General features: G+C 45.4%; 15 protein-coding genes and 3 pseudogenes. 15 read left to right on the forward strand and 3 right to left on the reverse strand.

What is annotated here, in order from left to right:
• Nucleotides 1-56: 56 nt before the first annotated feature.
• Nucleotides 57-782 carry a FadR/GntR family transcriptional regulator gene (locus tag N5P32_RS07050; protein ID WP_265728404.1) on the reverse strand — a complete coding sequence of 242 codons (726 nt, stop codon included), beginning with the start codon at nt 780-782 and terminating at the stop codon, nt 57-59.
• 255 nt (nt 783-1,037) lie between these two features.
• On the opposite strand from N5P32_RS07050, the gene N5P32_RS07055 reads away from it, so the two are divergent.
• The 6 genes and pseudogenes from N5P32_RS07055 (at nt 1,038) to N5P32_RS07080 (ending at nt 6,800) form a co-directional block, all read left to right on the forward strand.
• Nucleotides 1,038-2,036: a TRAP transporter substrate-binding protein gene (locus tag N5P32_RS07055; RefSeq protein WP_265728405.1), complete on the forward strand. Its 999-nt coding sequence runs from the start codon at nt 1,038-1,040 to the stop codon at nt 2,034-2,036.
• 84 nt (nt 2,037-2,120) lie between these two features.
• Complete coding sequence (locus N5P32_RS07060) at nt 2,121-2,663, forward strand: TRAP transporter small permease (protein WP_265728406.1); 543 nt, start codon at nt 2,121-2,123, stop codon at nt 2,661-2,663.
• Between the two features lies 1 nt (nt 2,664).
• Nucleotides 2,665-3,947: pseudogene (locus tag N5P32_RS07065) on the forward strand (TRAP transporter large permease).
• 34 nt (nt 3,948-3,981) lie between these two features.
• Complete coding sequence (locus N5P32_RS07070; RefSeq protein ID WP_265728407.1) at nt 3,982-4,776, forward strand: NAD-dependent epimerase/dehydratase family protein; 795 nt, start codon at nt 3,982-3,984, stop codon at nt 4,774-4,776.
• A gap of 126 nt (nt 4,777-4,902) precedes the next feature.
• Nucleotides 4,903-5,813 (forward strand): annotated as a pseudogene (locus N5P32_RS07075) (5-dehydro-4-deoxyglucarate dehydratase).
• A gap of 36 nt (nt 5,814-5,849) precedes the next feature.
• Nucleotides 5,850-6,800 (forward strand): 2-hydroxyacid dehydrogenase, encoded by a 951-nt coding sequence (locus tag N5P32_RS07080; protein WP_265728408.1) that lies wholly within the window; start codon nt 5,850-5,852, stop codon nt 6,798-6,800.
• A gap of 118 nt (nt 6,801-6,918) precedes the next feature.
• Here N5P32_RS07080 and N5P32_RS07085 read toward each other — a convergent pair whose 3' ends face one another.
• Together N5P32_RS07085 and N5P32_RS07090 are read right to left on the reverse strand one after the other, a co-directional pair.
• Nucleotides 6,919-7,758, reverse strand: coding sequence for a 2OG-Fe(II) oxygenase family protein (locus N5P32_RS07085; RefSeq protein ID WP_265728409.1), 840 nt, complete (start codon nt 7,756-7,758; stop codon nt 6,919-6,921).
• A 96-nt stretch (nt 7,759-7,854) separates the two neighbouring features.
• On the reverse strand, nt 7,855-8,010 hold the full coding sequence (locus N5P32_RS07090) for a hypothetical protein (protein ID WP_265728410.1): 156 nt from the start codon (nt 8,008-8,010) through the stop codon (nt 7,855-7,857).
• A gap of 310 nt (nt 8,011-8,320) precedes the next feature.
• Between N5P32_RS07090 and N5P32_RS07095 the strand changes: the two genes are divergently transcribed.
• The 9 genes and pseudogenes from N5P32_RS07095 to N5P32_RS07135 all read left to right on the forward strand — a co-directional run bounded on the left by N5P32_RS07095 (nt 8,321) and on the right by N5P32_RS07135 (nt 15,943).
• The gene (locus N5P32_RS07095) at nt 8,321-8,893 is read left to right on the forward strand and encodes a YqgE/AlgH family protein (RefSeq protein WP_265728411.1); all 573 of its coding nucleotides are present in this window, start codon (nt 8,321-8,323) and stop codon (nt 8,891-8,893) included.
• On the forward strand, nt 8,893-9,363 hold the full coding sequence (gene ruvX, locus N5P32_RS07100) for a Holliday junction resolvase RuvX (RefSeq protein ID WP_265728412.1): 471 nt from the start codon (nt 8,893-8,895) through the stop codon (nt 9,361-9,363). Before N5P32_RS07095 ends, ruvX begins: the two co-directional genes overlap by 1 nt.
• Nucleotides 9,364-9,418: 55 nt before the next feature.
• Nucleotides 9,419-9,916, forward strand: a complete 498-nt coding sequence (pyrR, locus tag N5P32_RS07105) for a bifunctional pyr operon transcriptional regulator/uracil phosphoribosyltransferase PyrR (protein ID WP_265728413.1) — start codon at nt 9,419-9,421, stop codon at nt 9,914-9,916.
• Nucleotides 9,917-10,153: 237 nt separating this feature from the next.
• Nucleotides 10,154-11,157, forward strand: a pseudogene (locus tag N5P32_RS07110) (aspartate carbamoyltransferase catalytic subunit).
• Between the two features lies 1 nt (nt 11,158).
• Nucleotides 11,159-12,436, forward strand: a complete 1,278-nt coding sequence (locus N5P32_RS07115; RefSeq protein WP_265728414.1) for a dihydroorotase — start codon at nt 11,159-11,161, stop codon at nt 12,434-12,436.
• A 116-nt stretch (nt 12,437-12,552) separates the two neighbouring features.
• Nucleotides 12,553-13,659, forward strand: coding sequence for a GGDEF domain-containing protein (locus N5P32_RS07120; protein ID WP_265728415.1), 1,107 nt, complete (start codon nt 12,553-12,555; stop codon nt 13,657-13,659).
• Nucleotides 13,660-13,748: 89 nt separating this feature from the next.
• On the forward strand, nt 13,749-14,477 hold the full coding sequence (locus N5P32_RS07125) for a YggS family pyridoxal phosphate-dependent enzyme (RefSeq protein ID WP_265728416.1): 729 nt from the start codon (nt 13,749-13,751) through the stop codon (nt 14,475-14,477).
• A gap of 78 nt (nt 14,478-14,555) precedes the next feature.
• Nucleotides 14,556-15,383: a pyrroline-5-carboxylate reductase gene (gene proC, locus N5P32_RS07130; protein WP_265728417.1), complete on the forward strand. Its 828-nt coding sequence runs from the start codon at nt 14,556-14,558 to the stop codon at nt 15,381-15,383.
• Between the two features lie 17 nt (nt 15,384-15,400).
• Nucleotides 15,401-15,943: a YggT family protein gene (locus tag N5P32_RS07135; protein ID WP_265728418.1), complete on the forward strand. Its 543-nt coding sequence runs from the start codon at nt 15,401-15,403 to the stop codon at nt 15,941-15,943.
• Nucleotide 15,944: the final 1 nt, after the last annotated feature.

The following is a 15,944-nucleotide window of genomic DNA, read 5'->3' on the forward strand; positions in this document are numbered from 1 at the left end:
GAGGTTAGGGTCTTCTTAGCTAAGAGGTTGTGAGGATGATTCTTTCCTAATTCATACTATGATGACTTCCGATCTATTTCTCTGATTAATCCTCTATACCGCCCAAGCCCATTTATTAAATGTGTTCTCATCGCCTTTTTTGCGGCTTCTATATCTTTTTTGGCATAAGCGTCAATGATGGCTTTATGTTCCTCTACCAATATTTCCTCAAGGCCAGGCTGTTGAGTTAGGTTTGCTGCATCATGTAATCGGGTTCGTGGGATGGTGCGTTTGGCTAATATGGATAATAGGTCGATAAAGTGTTGATTGTTACTAGCATTGGCAATAGCAAGGTGGAAATCATAATCTTCTTGCTCTGCACTTTTGTTGTTTTTTAGTTGGCGTTCCAAAAGGTCAAAACAGCGATAAATTTCGGCTTCTTGCGCTATTGAACTACGTGATATTGCTAATGCAATGCTTTCAACCTCAAGTGCAATACGTATTTCAAGCGTTTCTATAATCACCGTTAAGGTTACTTCACCTTGCGCTAAACTGGCCATCGTTTCTGTTTTTGGACTGGACACAAATACACCCACTCCCTGTTTTGCTTCAACTAAACCTTCCGCTTTTAGCGTGGCGATGGCTTCACGCAAAACGGTTCTGCTTACTCCCATTTCTTTTATTAAATCTGGTTCTGTTGGTAGCTTATCACCAGGAACAAGCTTTTCTTTTGCGATTTTATCTCGTAGACGTATGGCTATTTGTTGCGGAAGACGCAATTTGGTCTTAGCTTTTCCTGACATTTCTATAATGGCCTGTAATAAGTGTATAGGGGTGATGTCAGTATATCACATATGATGATATCGGATTTTTTTTATGTGTATTGGCCTATTAATAGGGGGGGTAACGAGTTTTTTTATTTATTCATATGATGTATGTTGTATTACAACTAAAGGTTGTGGTACTAATTAGATTGTTGGTTATATTTGTTTCATTCAAACGATAATTTGACAACAAAAACGGTCGTCGATGAAGGCGACGAAAAAGGAGAAATAACAATGATAAAAAAATTTTCCACTAAAAAAATCGGGTCTGCTTTGCTGGTCAGCGGTGCTTTAGCAACGGCATGCTTTGCACCCTTAGCACAAGCTGACTGGAAGGGATGGAATGTCCATCCAGCAGGGTATCCTGTCACGGTTGCAATGGAGTCCTTTATTAAAGAGGTTGAAAAAGCGACTGATGGCCGCGTCAGCGGTCGAGTTTATAATGGTGCTATCCTTGGTAGCCAAGAAGATGCTATTCAGATGATGCAAGTCGGCGGTATCGATTTTGCTGAGTTTAACTTAGGCCCGATCGGTGCCTCTGTCCCAGAAGTTAACGTCGTTTCTCTGCCTTTCATTTTCAAAAGCGTTGAACACATGCATCGCGTTATGGATGGCCCAGTTGGTGACGAGCTAAGTAAAGCAATGGAGAAAAAAGGGATTATCTCTTTGGCTTGGTACGATTCTGGATCTCGTTCTTTTTACGATTCACGTAAGCCGATAAAAACACCTGAAGACATGAAAGGCATGAAGTTTCGTGTAATGAACAATGAGCTCTATGTTGGCATGGTGGAAGCGCTAGGTGGTAACGCAACACCAATGGCGTATTCGGAAGTGTATCAGTCGCTTAAAACAGGGGTAGTGGATGGGGCCGAAAACAATTGGCCATCCTATGACTCTAGTAATCACTTTGAGGTGGCAAAATATTATTCTTTGACTCAGCACCTAATCTTGCCTGAAACCTTGAGTGTCAGTGCAAAAGCATGGGCTAAGTTGTCTCCAGCCGATCAAAAGGCCATTCGTAAAGCCGCACAAGACAGCGCAATGCTTGAGCGTAAATTATGGGGTGAAAAAGTCGCCGAGAGCCGTCAAAAGCTAATCGATGCTGGTATTCATATTACAGAAATCAAAGACAAGTCAGCCTTCCAAAATGCGATGGCACCGGTATATGCGAAAGCGGTTAAAGATAACCCTACATTGGCTCCATTAATCGAAAAAATTCGCAATACGAACTAAGTCGTAGAGTGATGTAAGCGCCACCATCTAATGATCTGATGTTGGGTGGTGGTAATTCGATGATTTTTTACCCCGAGTAATGTGATGAACTCTTCTCCCATAAAAGAACCGATCGTCAAACGTTTCCTTGATGTGCTGTCCGTCATTGCTATGAGCATGTCTGGTGTTTGTATGGTCATTTTAGTTGTGTCGTTTGGTTGGTTAGTATTTGGTCGTTATGTTTTAAATGACACCCCAACTTGGGTTGAGCAAATGGCCATGTTGTTGGTGACTACGATTACCTTTTTAGGTGCATCTGTTGGTATTCATCAGCGTACACATTTAAGCGTTGAAATGCTGTCTTTGGTGTTACCTGAGAAGAGTATGAAGTGTGTCGATATATTTATTGATCTGACATTATTCGTATTCGGTGTCGCTATGGCTTACTACAGCCAAGAATTGGCTTCTTTTGCTTGGAGCCGCAACATTCCTTTATTGGGCATTCCCGATGGGGTTCGTTACATTCCAGTCGTGACGGCGGGTATTCTAATTTTTCTCTTCTCTTCTTACCGTGTGTTTAATGGCGTGGTCGCGTTGTTTTCATCTCAGGAAACCGTGAATAAATCCGCTCCAAAAGGGGATAAATAACATGGGTTTAGCAATTCTATTGGGCATTTTTGCCTTGTTGACTGTGGTGGGTGTGCCGGTGGCGTTTGCACTAGGTATGGCCGCGATCAGTGCATTTTGGTACGAAGGTTTGCCACTAATGATTGGTTTCCAACGCATTGTGGCGGGTATGTCTACCTTCTCTTTATTGGCGATTCCTTTTTTATTTTCGCCGGGGAACTAATGCTGCATGGTGGTATTGCTGCTCGTTTGATTCGCTTAGCGTCTGCCAGTGTTGGTTGGATGCGTGGCGGTTTGGGGCAGGTTAACGTTTTTTCCAGTATGTTGTTCGGTGGCATTTCTGGGTCAGCAGTAGCGGATGTATCCGCTCTAGGGTCTTTGCTAATTCCTGTGATGAAGGAAAAAGGCTATGACGATGACTATGCAGTGAACGTGACGGTAAGTTCTTCTATTGCAGGCATCTTGATTCCTCCTAGTCATAATATGATTTTATATGTGGTTGCAGCAGGCGGTGGTATTTCCGTTGCTAGCCTGTTCATAGCGGGCATTGTACCCGGTATTTTGATGTGTTTGATGTTGGGTTTTGTTGCTCGTCGGATCGCGATTCGTAAGAATTTCCCAACTGAAGAGTTTGCTGGGTGGCGATTTGTTTTTGTGGCGTTTATTGCCTCTTTCCCAGGCTTAGTTACGGCGATCATCGTGGTGGGTGGTGCGTTATCTGGCATCTTCACTGTGACTGAATCTGGAGCTATTGGGGCTCTGTACGCAATAGTTATTACTGGGTTTGTTTATCGTTCTTTAAGCTTAAAAGACTTCTGGATTGCTGTTATCCGTTCGGTAAAAACAACGGGGATGGTGATGATTTTGGTGGGCTGTGCTGGCGCATTTGGTTACATGCTAGCGCTCTATGAAGTGCCAAAAGTGCTAGCGGGTGCGCTTACGTCTGTTTCGGATAACCCGATAGTCATCTTTTTGTTGATGAACCTGATTTTGCTTTTGTTAGGCATGATTATGGACATGGCTGCACTGATTCTAATCTGTACCCCCATTTTTCTACCGGTTGCTGTTGGCCTTGGTATGGATCCCATCCAGTTTGGTGTCATGTTGATGATGAACTTGGGGTTGGGACTATGTACGCCTCCTGTTGGTGGTTGTCTGTTTGTAGGTTGCGCCATTGGTGGTGTGCCGATTCAACGAGCGGTAAAAAGTATTTGGCCATTTTACTTGGCAATTCTGGCAGCGCTGATGTTGGTGACCTATATCCCTGCCGTGTCTATGACCTTGCCTAGCTGGATTAACCCATAATAATAGGGTCATTGTTATGGCCATAGGAGAAAAAATGAAACGAGTTTTGATCACTGGCGCTGCTGGCAATTTAGGCCATGTAATGCGTCCTCGCTTAAATGATTGGGCGACAGATATTCGCCTTTCTGACATTGCCAAAGTAGACGATTTAAAAGCGAATGAACAGTTTGTACAGTGTGATCTAGGGGATGCCGCTGCGGTGATGTCCTTAGTTGAAGGTTGTGATGCTATTGTGCATTTTGGCGGTGTTTCAACCGAAAATACATTTGACAGTATTTTAAATGGAAACATACAAGGGACTTACAATTTATATGAAGCGGCTAGAAAAAATAATGTAAAGCGTATCTTTTTTGCTAGTTCCAATCATGTAGTTGGCTTTCATGATAGAGAAACGCTTTTAGATGCCCACTGTGCAATGCGACCTGACAGTATGTATGGGTTATCGAAATGCTTTGGTGAGCTATTGGCACAGTATTATTACGATAAATTTGGCATTGAATCGGCGCTAGTTCGCATCGGTTCTTGCTTCCCTAAACCGCGTAATCGTCGCATGTTATCGACTTGGTTAAGTGAAGGGGATTTGTCTGATTTAATCAAAAAAGTATATGCCGCAGATCGATTAGGTTGCACGGTTATATATGGTGTATCTGATAACCCAAGTACTTGGTGGGACAACCGTCATGCCAAATTTATAGGTTGGACACCTAAGGACTCTTCTGTGGTATTTGAAAGTGAAGCGTATTTACAAGAAGAGCAAGCGGATCCAAATGACCCTGCAGTCCGTTTTCAAGGAGGCCCATTTGCCAGTGCCGGACACTTTGAAGACTAGCGTGTCGAGCTAGTTAATTTCCGATTAAATCATTTTTCCATAAGGTTTTTTGCTCATTTATTGGGCAGGGCATCATGTTGCCAAAATAAGGTCTTTTTACCAAAAAATAACAAAAAGGATGACATTATGACACTTTCTGTCGAGCGTATTCGTGCTTCTCTTAGTGATGGTTTGCTTTCGTTTCCCATTACTGATTTTGATGAAAAAGGCCGTTTTAATCCAGAAACCTACAAAGCGCGCATTGAATGGTTTATTGAGCATGGTGTGTCATCTGTTTTTGTTGCAGGTGGGACGGGTGAGTTTTTCTCTTTGGACTTAGCCGAATACCATCAGATTGTTAAAATTGCCGTAGAGACCGTGGCAGGGAGAGTTCCTGTGATTGCCAGTGCAGGACGCAGTGTAGCTGAGGCAAAGGTGTTTGTTCGCGCTGCTGAACAAGCAGGTTGCGATGGAATTCTCTTGATGCCTCCATTTTTAACGGAGTGCCCTGAGGATGGCATTATTGAGTACGCCTCTCAGATTATGCGAAGTAGCCCGATTCAGTTCATTTATTATAACCGTGGTAACGGTGTTTTAGGTGCAGAGAATATCAAACTATTAGCGGACAATAATCCAAATTTAATCGCGTTAAAAGATGGTGTAGGCAACATCGCAGCTCTCAATGATACGATTAAAACAGTGGGGGATAGGCTGGTTTATATCGGGGGGTACCAACTGCAGAGATCTTTGCAGAGGCCTATCTTTCGATTGGTGTAAATACCTATTCTTCTGCCGTATTTAACTTTATGCCTGAAATGGCAAATCGTTTTTATAAGGCATTACGAGGAGGAGATAAGAAGGTAGTGACCTCTATTATTCAAGATTTCTTTATTCCATTCTGCCGTTTGCGTGATGAGAAAAAAGGCTATGCGGTAAGTCTTATTAAATCGGGCGCGATAGAAATTGGCCGATCTGCAGGTACCGTGAGAGCACCTCTGACGATGCCGACGATTGATCAAGAAGCTCGACTTAAAGCACTGATTGACGTAAATAAATAGTTTTTGCTGTTATCGTGGCGCTTACAGGAGGTTAGTATGTCGGAAATAGATGTGTTGGTGATGGTTCCTTGTCGACCAGAGCAATTGAAAACATTAGAACAGCGCTACCGTTTGCATCGTTTTGATCTGGCTGATGAATCAGGAAAAGAGGCCATGCTCTTGACGCATGGCGCGGCGATTAGAGCAGTAGTGACGACGCATACAGGTGGTTTTACTGAAGCATTGTTGGATCGTTTGCCGAATGTAGAAATCGTCGCCGTGGCAAGTGTGGGCTACGACACAGTGTGTGTGGATGCCTGTGCAAAACGCGGTATTCCTGTAACCAATACGCCAGATGTATTGACCAATGACGTGGCGGATATGGCACTTATGTTGCTATTAACAACGGTTCGCCGTTTATTAAATGGCGTGAACTGGATACAAAATGGCCATTGGCAAAGTAAAGGTATGATGGCGTTGAACACCAGCTTAACAGGCAAACGTGTTGGCATTGTTGGGCTTGGGCGTATAGGGAAAGCCATTGCGGTACGCTGTGAAGCTTTTGGTTTGCAGCCATGCTATTACGGTCGTCGTGAGCAAAAAGACGTATCTTATCCATGGTTTTCTGACTTGGAAAAATTGGCAGAACAGGTTGATGTAATGATTGTGGCGGTTCCGGGTGGTGCGGATACTCAAGGTCTCATCAGCAAGAAAGTTCTTTTGGCGCTGGGCAAACAAGGCTACTTTATTAACATCGCGCGAGGGTCAGTTGTGGACGAAAATGCGTTAATAGACGTTTTGGTGTCTGGAGAAATAAAAGGCGCTGGCTTGGATGTTTTTGTCGATGAACCAAATGTACCGGAGGCATTATTGACGCTGGATAATGTGGTTCTTCAACCGCATTGCGCAAGTGGTACGGAAGAAACCCGAAGCGCGATGTCGCAGTTAGTGGTGGACAATTTGAATGCACATTTTACCGGGCAGTCTTTGTTAACGCCGATACGTTAATTTATGGCGTACTGACGTTAGGTTAGTGCTTATTCGTCTACTCGAAATTGGATTTAACAAACCGTGATTCATTTGAATCACGGTTTTTTTTATACCTCGAAATGGGGTGGCTAGGCGATTAGATTACGCCTAATTCCACTAAGCGTTCATGCAAGTAGCTTTTCGCCGTATGGCGGTCGGACAACACGACTTCTGGTTTTGGGTGCAGGAACAACGGCAAAGAAATGCGTGATTTGGTTTTGTCAGCGCCTTCTGGGTTGATCACACGATGAGAAGTCGATGGAAAGTAGCCGCCTGATGCTTCTTGTAACATGTCGCCAATGTTGACGATTAGGGTGCCAAAATCGCAGGGCACATCCATCCAGGAACCGTCTTTGGCTTTGACTTGCAGGCCTGGCTCATTCGCCGATGGCAAAATCGTCAATAGGTTGATGTCTTCGTGAGCCCCAGCTCGAATGGCCCCCAACTCTTCATCACCTTTTAATGGTGGATAATGCAATACGCGAAGCAGCGTTTGGTCACTGCCATCCACCATGCTTGATAACGGCTGTGAATAATGTTGTGCGACGGCTTCTGGAGAGTGTGCTTCTACCCAAGCGAGCAACTCGGACGCAAGTGTGTTGGCTTCAGAATAATACTGTGCCAGTCGCGTTTTTTTGTCTGCTGGGCATTGTCCCCAAGGGTAGTAGTGAAAATATTCTTTGATGTCTTTTTTGGTATGGCCTTTCGCGGTTTCAGAGACATCCGGTGGAAAAAAACCGTCTTGAGTGCCGACGTTGTAGCGATAATCGTATTTGGATTCGCTGTCGAAAAAGCTTTGCCAGTCTTGATAAATGGCGCTGACCAGTTCTTTTTTGATGGGATGGTTTTTTAGTACGCCAAATCCCGTTTCACGTAGGGATTTGACGAAATCAGCCGCGGCGGTTGAGCTTGTGTAGTCAATGGCTTGTAATTGCATGATTGTTTCCTATGGGCCAAATAATGGCCATTTTGTCTGAGGTGCATCGTTTGATAATAGACGGATGCGGTGGTTTTTCTAGAACAAAATAGGCGGTTACGAAGACCAGCCACTGTGGAAAAAATAGCGTAAATCGACCGTTTCCGCTTGGTAGTGCTGCTGCCACTGGGTCAAACTCATTACTGAACGACGCACTAATGCCTCGGCTTTTGCCGATTCATTGGGTGTGTTCAGAGATGAGCATAATGTCATGGTGTGTTTTCTACTTTTCAAAATGCCGCAATGCCGCAATGCCGCAATGGCGGAATGTGTTTGTTGTGCTAGTTTACTGCGTGATATGCCGATTTTGAATAGATTCGGTAATAATTTGTATTTTGGGGTGGGTTAATTCTCAGTATGTCCTATACTGCTTGGGTCGGCTGTGTACATTTGCCGTCTTCTTTTGCACTTCTCTACAGTCTATATATCGTTTTGTGTTGGCGAGTTCTGTCTTGGTTCAAGTACTTCTTATGTTTACGTAATCAACGCGATCTTTGCGTTGTCATCCATTTAAAGAGGGCACATGACTATGAATACATTTTTCGATTCGTTTAAAAATCATTTTTTAATTTCAATGCCACATCTCGACGACCCCCATTTTGAACACACGGTTATTTATCTTTGCGAGCACACCAAAGCGGGTGCGATGGGGATTATTATTAATCGCCCATCAAATGTCGATTTCACAGAATTAGCGAATCACTTAGGCATCCAAATTGACAGCCCGAGCTTGGTGTCTGAACCCATTTATACGGGAGGCCCCGTTGAAGCGGAGCGAGGTTTTATTCTGCATACGGCGGATAAAGTCTGGAGTAATACACTGCGAGTAACAGACGACGTGTCTTTGTCTGCGTCACTGGAAGCGCTGGAAGATATTGCGCAAGATAAAGGCCCCGATGCTTTTCGAATCACGTTAGGTTGTGCGGGTTGGGATGCTGGTCAGTTGGAAACGGAAATAGCCAATAATGATTGGCTGGTTTGTGAAGCGGATTTAGACGTATTATTCTACACACCAAGTGACATGCAATTTACCGCAGCGACTCGCGTCTTGGGAATTGATATGACAAGACTTTCACCGGATATAGGACATGGTTAATGACAGCGTCAATCTCGACAGAAACGCCTAGCAATGACAATCACAAGCCCAATACTGCTCGTTCAGTATTGGGCTTTGATTTTGGCACCACGCGCATGGGAGTGGCCATTGGTCAAAGTATTACCGGCACCGCGCGTCCATTGGATCCATTAAAGGCCAAAGATGGTATTCCGAATTGGGATGAGATCACGCGTATTGTGACCGAATGGAAGCCAGATGCCTTTGTGGTGGGCTTGCCATTGGATATGGACGGTTCAGAAAATGAGATGTGTCAACGGGCACGTAAATTTGCGAAACGATTACATGGACGTTTTAATCTTCCATACCATATGATGGACGAGCGGTTGTCGTCTTATGAGGCGAAAGGGCATGTGATGGCTCGGGGTGGAAATCGCAATTTCAAAGAGAATTCGGTCGATGGTTTGGCTGCCCAAATGATAGTAGAGACATGGTTTGCAGAGTCACATTAAGCACATCAGTTTGACTCGCGTTTTTTACGAATTTATTAGCAAGGTTTGATCCATAATGAAGTTAGATTTAGAACATTCTCTGGCGTCGATGAAAATGCAACTGGCGGCGTATTGCGAGCAAAAAAACATCGAAGACGCCATTGTGGTTGGTATTCATACAGGGGGTGTTTGGGTGGCGGAGCGTTTGATGTCTGCGGTGCCAACCAATGAGCCTCTCGCGACGCTGGACATTACTTTTTACCGTGACGATTTTACCAAAGCGGGATTAAACCCAAAAGTGAACCAAACTTTGTTGCCAGCGATTGAAGATCGGCACGTGATTTTAGTAGACGATGTGCTTATGTCCGGTCGTACCATTCGTGCCGCGATGAATGAAATATTCGACTTTGGTCGCCCTGCGAGTGTGACCTTGGCGATTCTGTATGATCTTGGCCAACATGAGCTTCCGATTGCAGCGGATATCGTTGGTGAGCGCTTAACGCTTAATCCTGAGCAAAGGGTCAAGTTGACTGGGCCAAAACCACTGAATGTTTCTGTGATTGATGCCCATTAATATGCGTAACAAGCCTTTATTTTTTGTTGAACACATACGACAATTAACCGATGGATAAGATTGACGATACGGCGGTTAGCAGAATGAACTTCCTCCATACTATGTGGAAGGGTAACCGTTTAGTGTCATTAATGCCCGGTTGCAGTGTGTCTGTGCCGGGCATTTTCCTATCTACACTTCCTATTTTAAATAGAGAATGACGACCATGTCGTCGTTGCAGTTTGAGGAAAGCAAACCATGATGCGATCCGAACCTCGGGCATTACAGTTAAATGAACACGGCCAGCTAAAGCATTTTTTAACGTTGGATGGATTAGACAAAACCATTTTGACGGAAATTTTGGACCGAGCCGACTCCTTTCTCTCGATGGGAGAACAGTCTGTTAAGAAAGTTCCTCTGCTACGCGGTAAAACCGTAGTCAATTTATTTTTTGAAAACTCTACCCGTACACGTACCACGTTTGAGCTTGCCGCTAAGCGTTTATCCGCAGACGTCATCAATTTGAACATTGAAACGTCGGCAACGTCCAAGGGGAATCTTTGCTGGATACGTTGAAAAACTTAGAAGCCATGCAGAGTGATATGTTCATTGTTCGCCATTCAGACAGTGGCGCGGCACATTTTATTGCCGAACACTGCACGCCGAATGTGGCCATCATTAATGCGGGTGATGGACGTCACGCTCACCCAACGCAAGCGATGCTAGACATGTTAACGATTCGCCGTCATAAAGGCCGCTTCGATGGTCTAAAAATCGCGATTGTTGGCGACATTCTGCATTCACGAGTGGCGCGCTCTCAGCTGCAAGCATTGACTACCCTAGGGGTGAGTGATGTGCGTTTGGTGGGTCCGAAAACCTTAGTGCCGAGTTTCTTCGCAGAAATGGGTGCGACCATTTGTCATGACCTAGAGGCTGGTCTAAAAGACGTGGATGTTGTGGTGATGCTACGACTTCAAAAAGAGCGTATGAAAGGCGCGTTATTGCCGAGCGAAAGTGAGTTCTACCGTTTGTATGGTTTGACGGAGGAGTCTTTATCATGGGCGAAGCCTGATGCGATCGTGATGCACCCAGGTCCTATTAACCGTGGCGTTGAGATCTCCTCTGACGTGGCCGATGGTAAGCATTCAGTGATTTTAGACCAAGTAACCAACGGTATTGCAGTGCGCATGGCGGTATTGTCTATGGCCATGAGCGGTCAGCTGCAAAGTGATGAATCGCCAGCGACGAAGGACGAAGAATAGTATGAAATTACGTATTCAAAATGGTCGTTTGATCGACCCAAGCCAAGACATCGATGCGATAACGGATCTGTTTATCGACAACCAAAAGGTGGTCGCGATTGGCGAGGCGCCTGAAGGGTTTGAAAATGCCGACGTAGTGGACGCTACGGGTCAGTGGATTTTGCCTGGCTTAGTGGATCTTGCGGTGGCATTGCGTGAGCCAGGACAAACGCAAAAAGGCAGCATTGCGACAGAAGGCCGTGCGGCTGTTTCGGGTGGTGTGACGACGTTGGTTTGCCCGCCAGACACTCGTCCTATTGTGGATACGCCAGCGGTGGCGGCGCTGATTCAAGACAAAGCCGATGATGCCGGTATGGCGAATGTGTTCCCATTGGGAGCGTTAACGCAAGGGCTGGAAGGCGCGCAATTGAGCAATATGGTGGCGTTAACCGAAGCAGGATGTATCGCATTGTCGAATCATCGTCACCCGATGGCGAGCACCAAGGTGTTGTCTCGTGCGCTTGAATATGCGGCGACCCATGATTTGTTGGTGGTGTTCCACCCTGATGAATCCAGCTTATCTGAAGGCGGTTGTGCGCACGAAGGTTTGATGTCGACCATGCACGGTTTGGCAGGCATTCCAGAAGAAGCGGAAACCATTGCGTTAATGCGTGATTTATTGCTGGTGGAAAAAACCGGCGTACGCGCGCATTTTGCTCGTTTGTCTTGTGCGAAATCGGTTGAGATGATTGCTGATGCTAAAGCTTCTGGGCTGGATGTTACGGCGGATGTGGCGGTGCATAACTTATTGCTTAATGATCAAGTGTTGAGTGGTTTTGATGGCCATTATCATGTGCTGCCACCTTTGCGCAGTGATGAAGACCGATTGACTCTGATTGAGGGGATAAAAGCTGGCGTTATTTCCGCCATTTGTTCCGACCATCAGCCGCATGAAAAAATGGCCAAAACAGCGCCGTTCGCGGCAACAGAACCTGGTATGGCCAATGTCGAAATTTTGCTTCCTTTGGCGATGCAGTTAATGGACGAAGGCGATTTGGACTTCTCCACTGTTCTGACGTGTTTAACATCGGGCCCTGCTGCGTGCTTTGGGTTGGAGGCTGGTTCATTGTCCGTGGGCAGTTTCGCCGACTTCATGTTGTTTGACAGTACGGTTCGTTGGACGTGGTCTTACGAAGGGCGCAGAACCAAAGGTCATAACTCTCCTTATTTTGGCGAAGAGTTTGTTGGTCGTGTTATGTCAACCTACATCTCTGGTCAACGCGTATACCAAGTGGCGTAAGCCAACCCATAAGGCCGAGCTGAGTTTTTCTTGGCTCGGTCTTACTATTCCTTTACTTTTCTTATTAGGCCGTTAATCTAGTTTGAATTACAAATTATTATGGTTTTAATTTCTATATGCCTACCGACTCACTAAACGCATTGCTAGAGCAGCAGCAAGCCTTGCGGTCTCGTATTGCATATCTTGAGAAAGAAAGAGATTTTATAAAAAGTTTGTACAGCAACATGCCTCAAGTGCTCCAGTCTATTTCGAAGGGCGCTTTGCTTGGTACCTTGCTAGATGGCTTTAAAATCAAATTACAAGCGCAATTGTCGAGCGCATATTGTTTGTTTCTTGTGTGCGATAAAGATTGTTTGCAGTGGCGCTTGCAATATACCGATGGCATTAATGACGCTTTATTAAATTCAAATAGCCTATTGGGCATAGTGCCCAAAGCCTTGGTTACATTTGCCGCGAGCCCTTCTTGTCCGAAGCGACATGACAGCAGTATTCAAAACGCATCTGGTTGGGAGCATTGGTCGTCATTCATTAAAAAACACGCCTTCACCGATGTGTCCATGGTCAGTGTGTCTGATGGTCAAGGCGCGATCTATTTGATGTTGGCATTTCAGCGTGAAGAGCATCGTTTAGAAAGTGAGTTGATGACGCTGGCGTTAGACGCGTATTCCTCTTGGCTCAGCGCTGTGTTCGAAAGAGAGAAAGCAGACTATTTACTATTGGAAGACAGTCACCGAGACCCATCCACGGGCTTGTTGCGTCGATACAGTTTTGAAAACAGTTTTGGGATTGTGTTGAAAGATGCGAGACGTCATTTTTTACGTGCCGCGGTGCTGTCCATTAAATTGTTATCAAACTCGACGATCAAAGAGGAAGAGCTAAAGGCGTTGGCGGATGTGATGCAGGAAACGGTACGAGACAATGACCTTATTGCGTATTTTGGTGAGCGCGAGTTAGTGATGGGCATTCGTATTCAACATTTGACCGATGCTGAAATTGTTGCGGCAAAATTGTTGAAATCGTTGCATTCTTCTGCGTTTACAAACAACAAATTAGCGCACGATGGTCTGTCTATTGGTATCGCTTTTTATCCGGAACACTCTTCTCTTGATACTCTTTATCAGGCGGCATCAATGGCGGCTAATTCCTTGAAGAATGTATCAGGCTATCGCATTGAATTTCATGGCAAATATTATAAATCGAGTGCCGATTTTTATTCTATATAAATGGCTTTGGTAAGCCGTTTTGGTGTGTTTAAACAATATTGTGGTTGGTGTCCATCTGGCACTTGAGTAATAAAGAGGTGTAGTGGTTCATGGGTGTTGACGTAAAAGATGAGGATAGAAAGGCGATAGCGGCCAATTTGGCCTTGGTGTCTCAGCAAATAGCGTTGCTTGAGCAGCAATATCATCGAATCGCTGGCAGTGTGCGTTTATTGGCGGTCAGCAAAACGAAGCCTGTTGAAGCGCTGGAAGCGGCGTATCATGTAGGTCAGCGGGCGTTTGGTGAAAACTACGTACAAGAAGCTGTGGATAAATACCACGCTCTATCTCATTTGACAGACATTGAATGGCACTTTATTGGCCCGATTCAGTCGAACAAGTCTCGGCTCATTGCACAGACCATGGCGTGGGTGCATTCGGTTGATCGGGAAAAAATTGCGCGCCGCCTGAGTGAGCAGCGTCCGGACAATTTGCCGCCATTGAACGTGTGTATCCAAGTCAATATCAGTGGTGAAGAAAGCAAAGCGGGCGTGTCTTTGTCCGAGTTGGACGACATGGTGGCACTGGTTAATCATTTGCCAAATATACAGCTTCGAGGGCTGATGGCGATTCCCGCCCCTCAGGTTGATCATGACGCACAATGTCGAGTGTACGAACCTTTACAGCAGGCGTTCATTGAATTATCCAAATCTGATCGCATGATAGATACCTTGTCTATTGGTATGTCGGCGGATTTGCCCGCTGCCATCGCATCTGGTAGCACCATGGTACGTGTTGGCACGGCTATTTTTGGTGCGCGCGATTATTCGGCTAAGGCTTAATCGCGTTGATGACATGGTAAACCTAGCAGACGTTACATAATATAAAGTCGCTTGAAGAATGAACTAAAAGGACACGAAATGACACTAAGTATTGCTTTTATCGGTGTTGGAAATATGGCGAGATCCATTTTCAGTGGTTTGCTTGCGAGTGGGTATCCAGCGGAGAAAATCATGGGTACGTCTAGAACGCCAGAAAAGCGTGAGTACTATCAGCAACAATACGGTATCTCCATGTTGGCCGAAAACGAGCAAGCCGTCAGCCAAGCGGACGTGGTTGTGCTGTGTGTCAAACCTGCGCAAATGCAAGCCGTTGTAGAAGAGTTCGCGGATTATGTCCGTGATGATCAGTTATTTCTTTCTGTCGCCGCGGGCGTGGAATTAGACGCGCTGGAACATTGGTTAGCAAAACCTGTGGCTGTGGTGCGCAGTATGCCAAATACGCCATCTCAATTGGGCGTTGGTATGACGGGCTTAATCGCCAACAAACACACTAATGAATCTCAAAAAGAATGGGTGACGGAGCTGTTTGCCAGCGTTGGTAGCTCGGTATGGGTTGATGACGAAGTACACATGCACACGGTCACGGGATTATCCGGCAGCGCGCCTGCGTATTTTTTCCGCTTCCTAGAGGCCATGATCAAAAGCGCGAAAGAGCAAGGTTTGGATGAAGAAACCAGCCGTAAATTGGCAAGCCAAGCCATGCTAGGTGCCGCGCGCATGGTGATTGAATTGGATGAGCCGATTGATCAGTTACGCAAAAACATTACGTCGCCAAAGGGAACCACAGAACAAGCGTTGCTGTCCTTTGAGGCGGCGAATATAGATAAAGTAGTAGGCGATGCGGTATTCGCATGCGTAGAACGTTCGAAGGAATTGGCGAAAGCTTTTTCCGCTCAGAAAGATTGATTTAAGGATTGTACAATATGCATTCAGATCCATTTATAATGCTCGTAAAGGTGATTTGTAACCTTTACTTATTCATTGTTTTGCTTCGTTTGGTGCTGCAATTGACGCGCGCTGATTTTTACAACCCGATTAGTCAGGGTATTGTGAAAGCCACCAGTCCAATTGTCATTCCATTGCGAAAGGTGATCCCTGCGTTTGGTCGTTTAGACACGGCGTCTTTGGTGTTGGCTTTGTTGGTGCAATTTGTCACCGTGGCGTTGGTGGTTGTCATTAGTGGTGCTGTTATTGCGCCAGGGGCTTATGCGATTTATACGGTGGCCGGCACGCTTTACCATTTGTTGGATTTGTATTTCTGGGCGATGCTGATTTCGGTGATTCTGAGTTGGGTTGCGCCGGGTGCAAATCATCCTGGCGCTATGCTAGTTGGGCAGATTACCGCGCCTTTATACCGAACTTGCCAGCGCTTTATTCCGACGTTGGGTGGCCTTGATTTATCGCCTATCTTTATCTTTTTGGCGATTTCGTTTTTGAAGCAAGTACTGGCTCCGTATAGTATTTAGT

It is taken from the genome of Marinomonas pontica (assembly GCF_026191375.1).
GTDB lineage: Bacteria > Pseudomonadota > Gammaproteobacteria > Pseudomonadales > Marinomonadaceae > Marinomonas > Marinomonas pontica.

Bases quoted from the DNA above. Each gene is read 5' to 3' on its own strand.
- N5P32_RS07080 (WP_265728408.1), top strand. From the start codon at position 5,850: ATGTCGGAAATAGATGTGTTGGTGATGGTTCCTTGTCGACCAGAGCAA.
- N5P32_RS07115 (WP_265728414.1), top strand. From the start codon at position 11,159: ATGAAATTACGTATTCAAAATGGTCGTTTGATCGACCCAAGCCAAGAC.
- N5P32_RS07135 (WP_265728418.1), top strand. From the start codon at position 15,401: ATGCATTCAGATCCATTTATAATGCTCGTAAAGGTGATTTGTAACCTT.
- N5P32_RS07125 (WP_265728416.1), top strand. From the start codon at position 13,749: ATGGGTGTTGACGTAAAAGATGAGGATAGAAAGGCGATAGCGGCCAAT.
- pyrR (WP_265728413.1), top strand. From the start codon at position 9,419: ATGAAGTTAGATTTAGAACATTCTCTGGCGTCGATGAAAATGCAACTG.
- N5P32_RS07090 (WP_265728410.1), bottom strand. From the start codon at position 8,010: ATGACATTATGCTCATCTCTGAACACACCCAATGAATCGGCAAAAGCC.
- N5P32_RS07070 (WP_265728407.1), top strand. From the start codon at position 3,982: ATGAAACGAGTTTTGATCACTGGCGCTGCTGGCAATTTAGGCCATGTA.
- N5P32_RS07055 (WP_265728405.1), top strand. From the start codon at position 1,038: ATGATAAAAAAATTTTCCACTAAAAAAATCGGGTCTGCTTTGCTGGTC.
- N5P32_RS07085 (WP_265728409.1), bottom strand. From the start codon at position 7,758: ATGCAATTACAAGCCATTGACTACACAAGCTCAACCGCCGCGGCTGAT.
- N5P32_RS07060 (WP_265728406.1), top strand. From the start codon at position 2,121: ATGAACTCTTCTCCCATAAAAGAACCGATCGTCAAACGTTTCCTTGAT.
- N5P32_RS07120 (WP_265728415.1), top strand. From the start codon at position 12,553: ATGCCTACCGACTCACTAAACGCATTGCTAGAGCAGCAGCAAGCCTTG.
- N5P32_RS07095 (WP_265728411.1), top strand. From the start codon at position 8,321: ATGACTATGAATACATTTTTCGATTCGTTTAAAAATCATTTTTTAATT.
- ruvX (WP_265728412.1), top strand. From the start codon at position 8,893: ATGACAGCGTCAATCTCGACAGAAACGCCTAGCAATGACAATCACAAG.
- proC (WP_265728417.1), top strand. From the start codon at position 14,556: ATGACACTAAGTATTGCTTTTATCGGTGTTGGAAATATGGCGAGATCC.
- N5P32_RS07050 (WP_265728404.1), bottom strand. From the start codon at position 782: ATGTCAGGAAAAGCTAAGACCAAATTGCGTCTTCCGCAACAAATAGCC.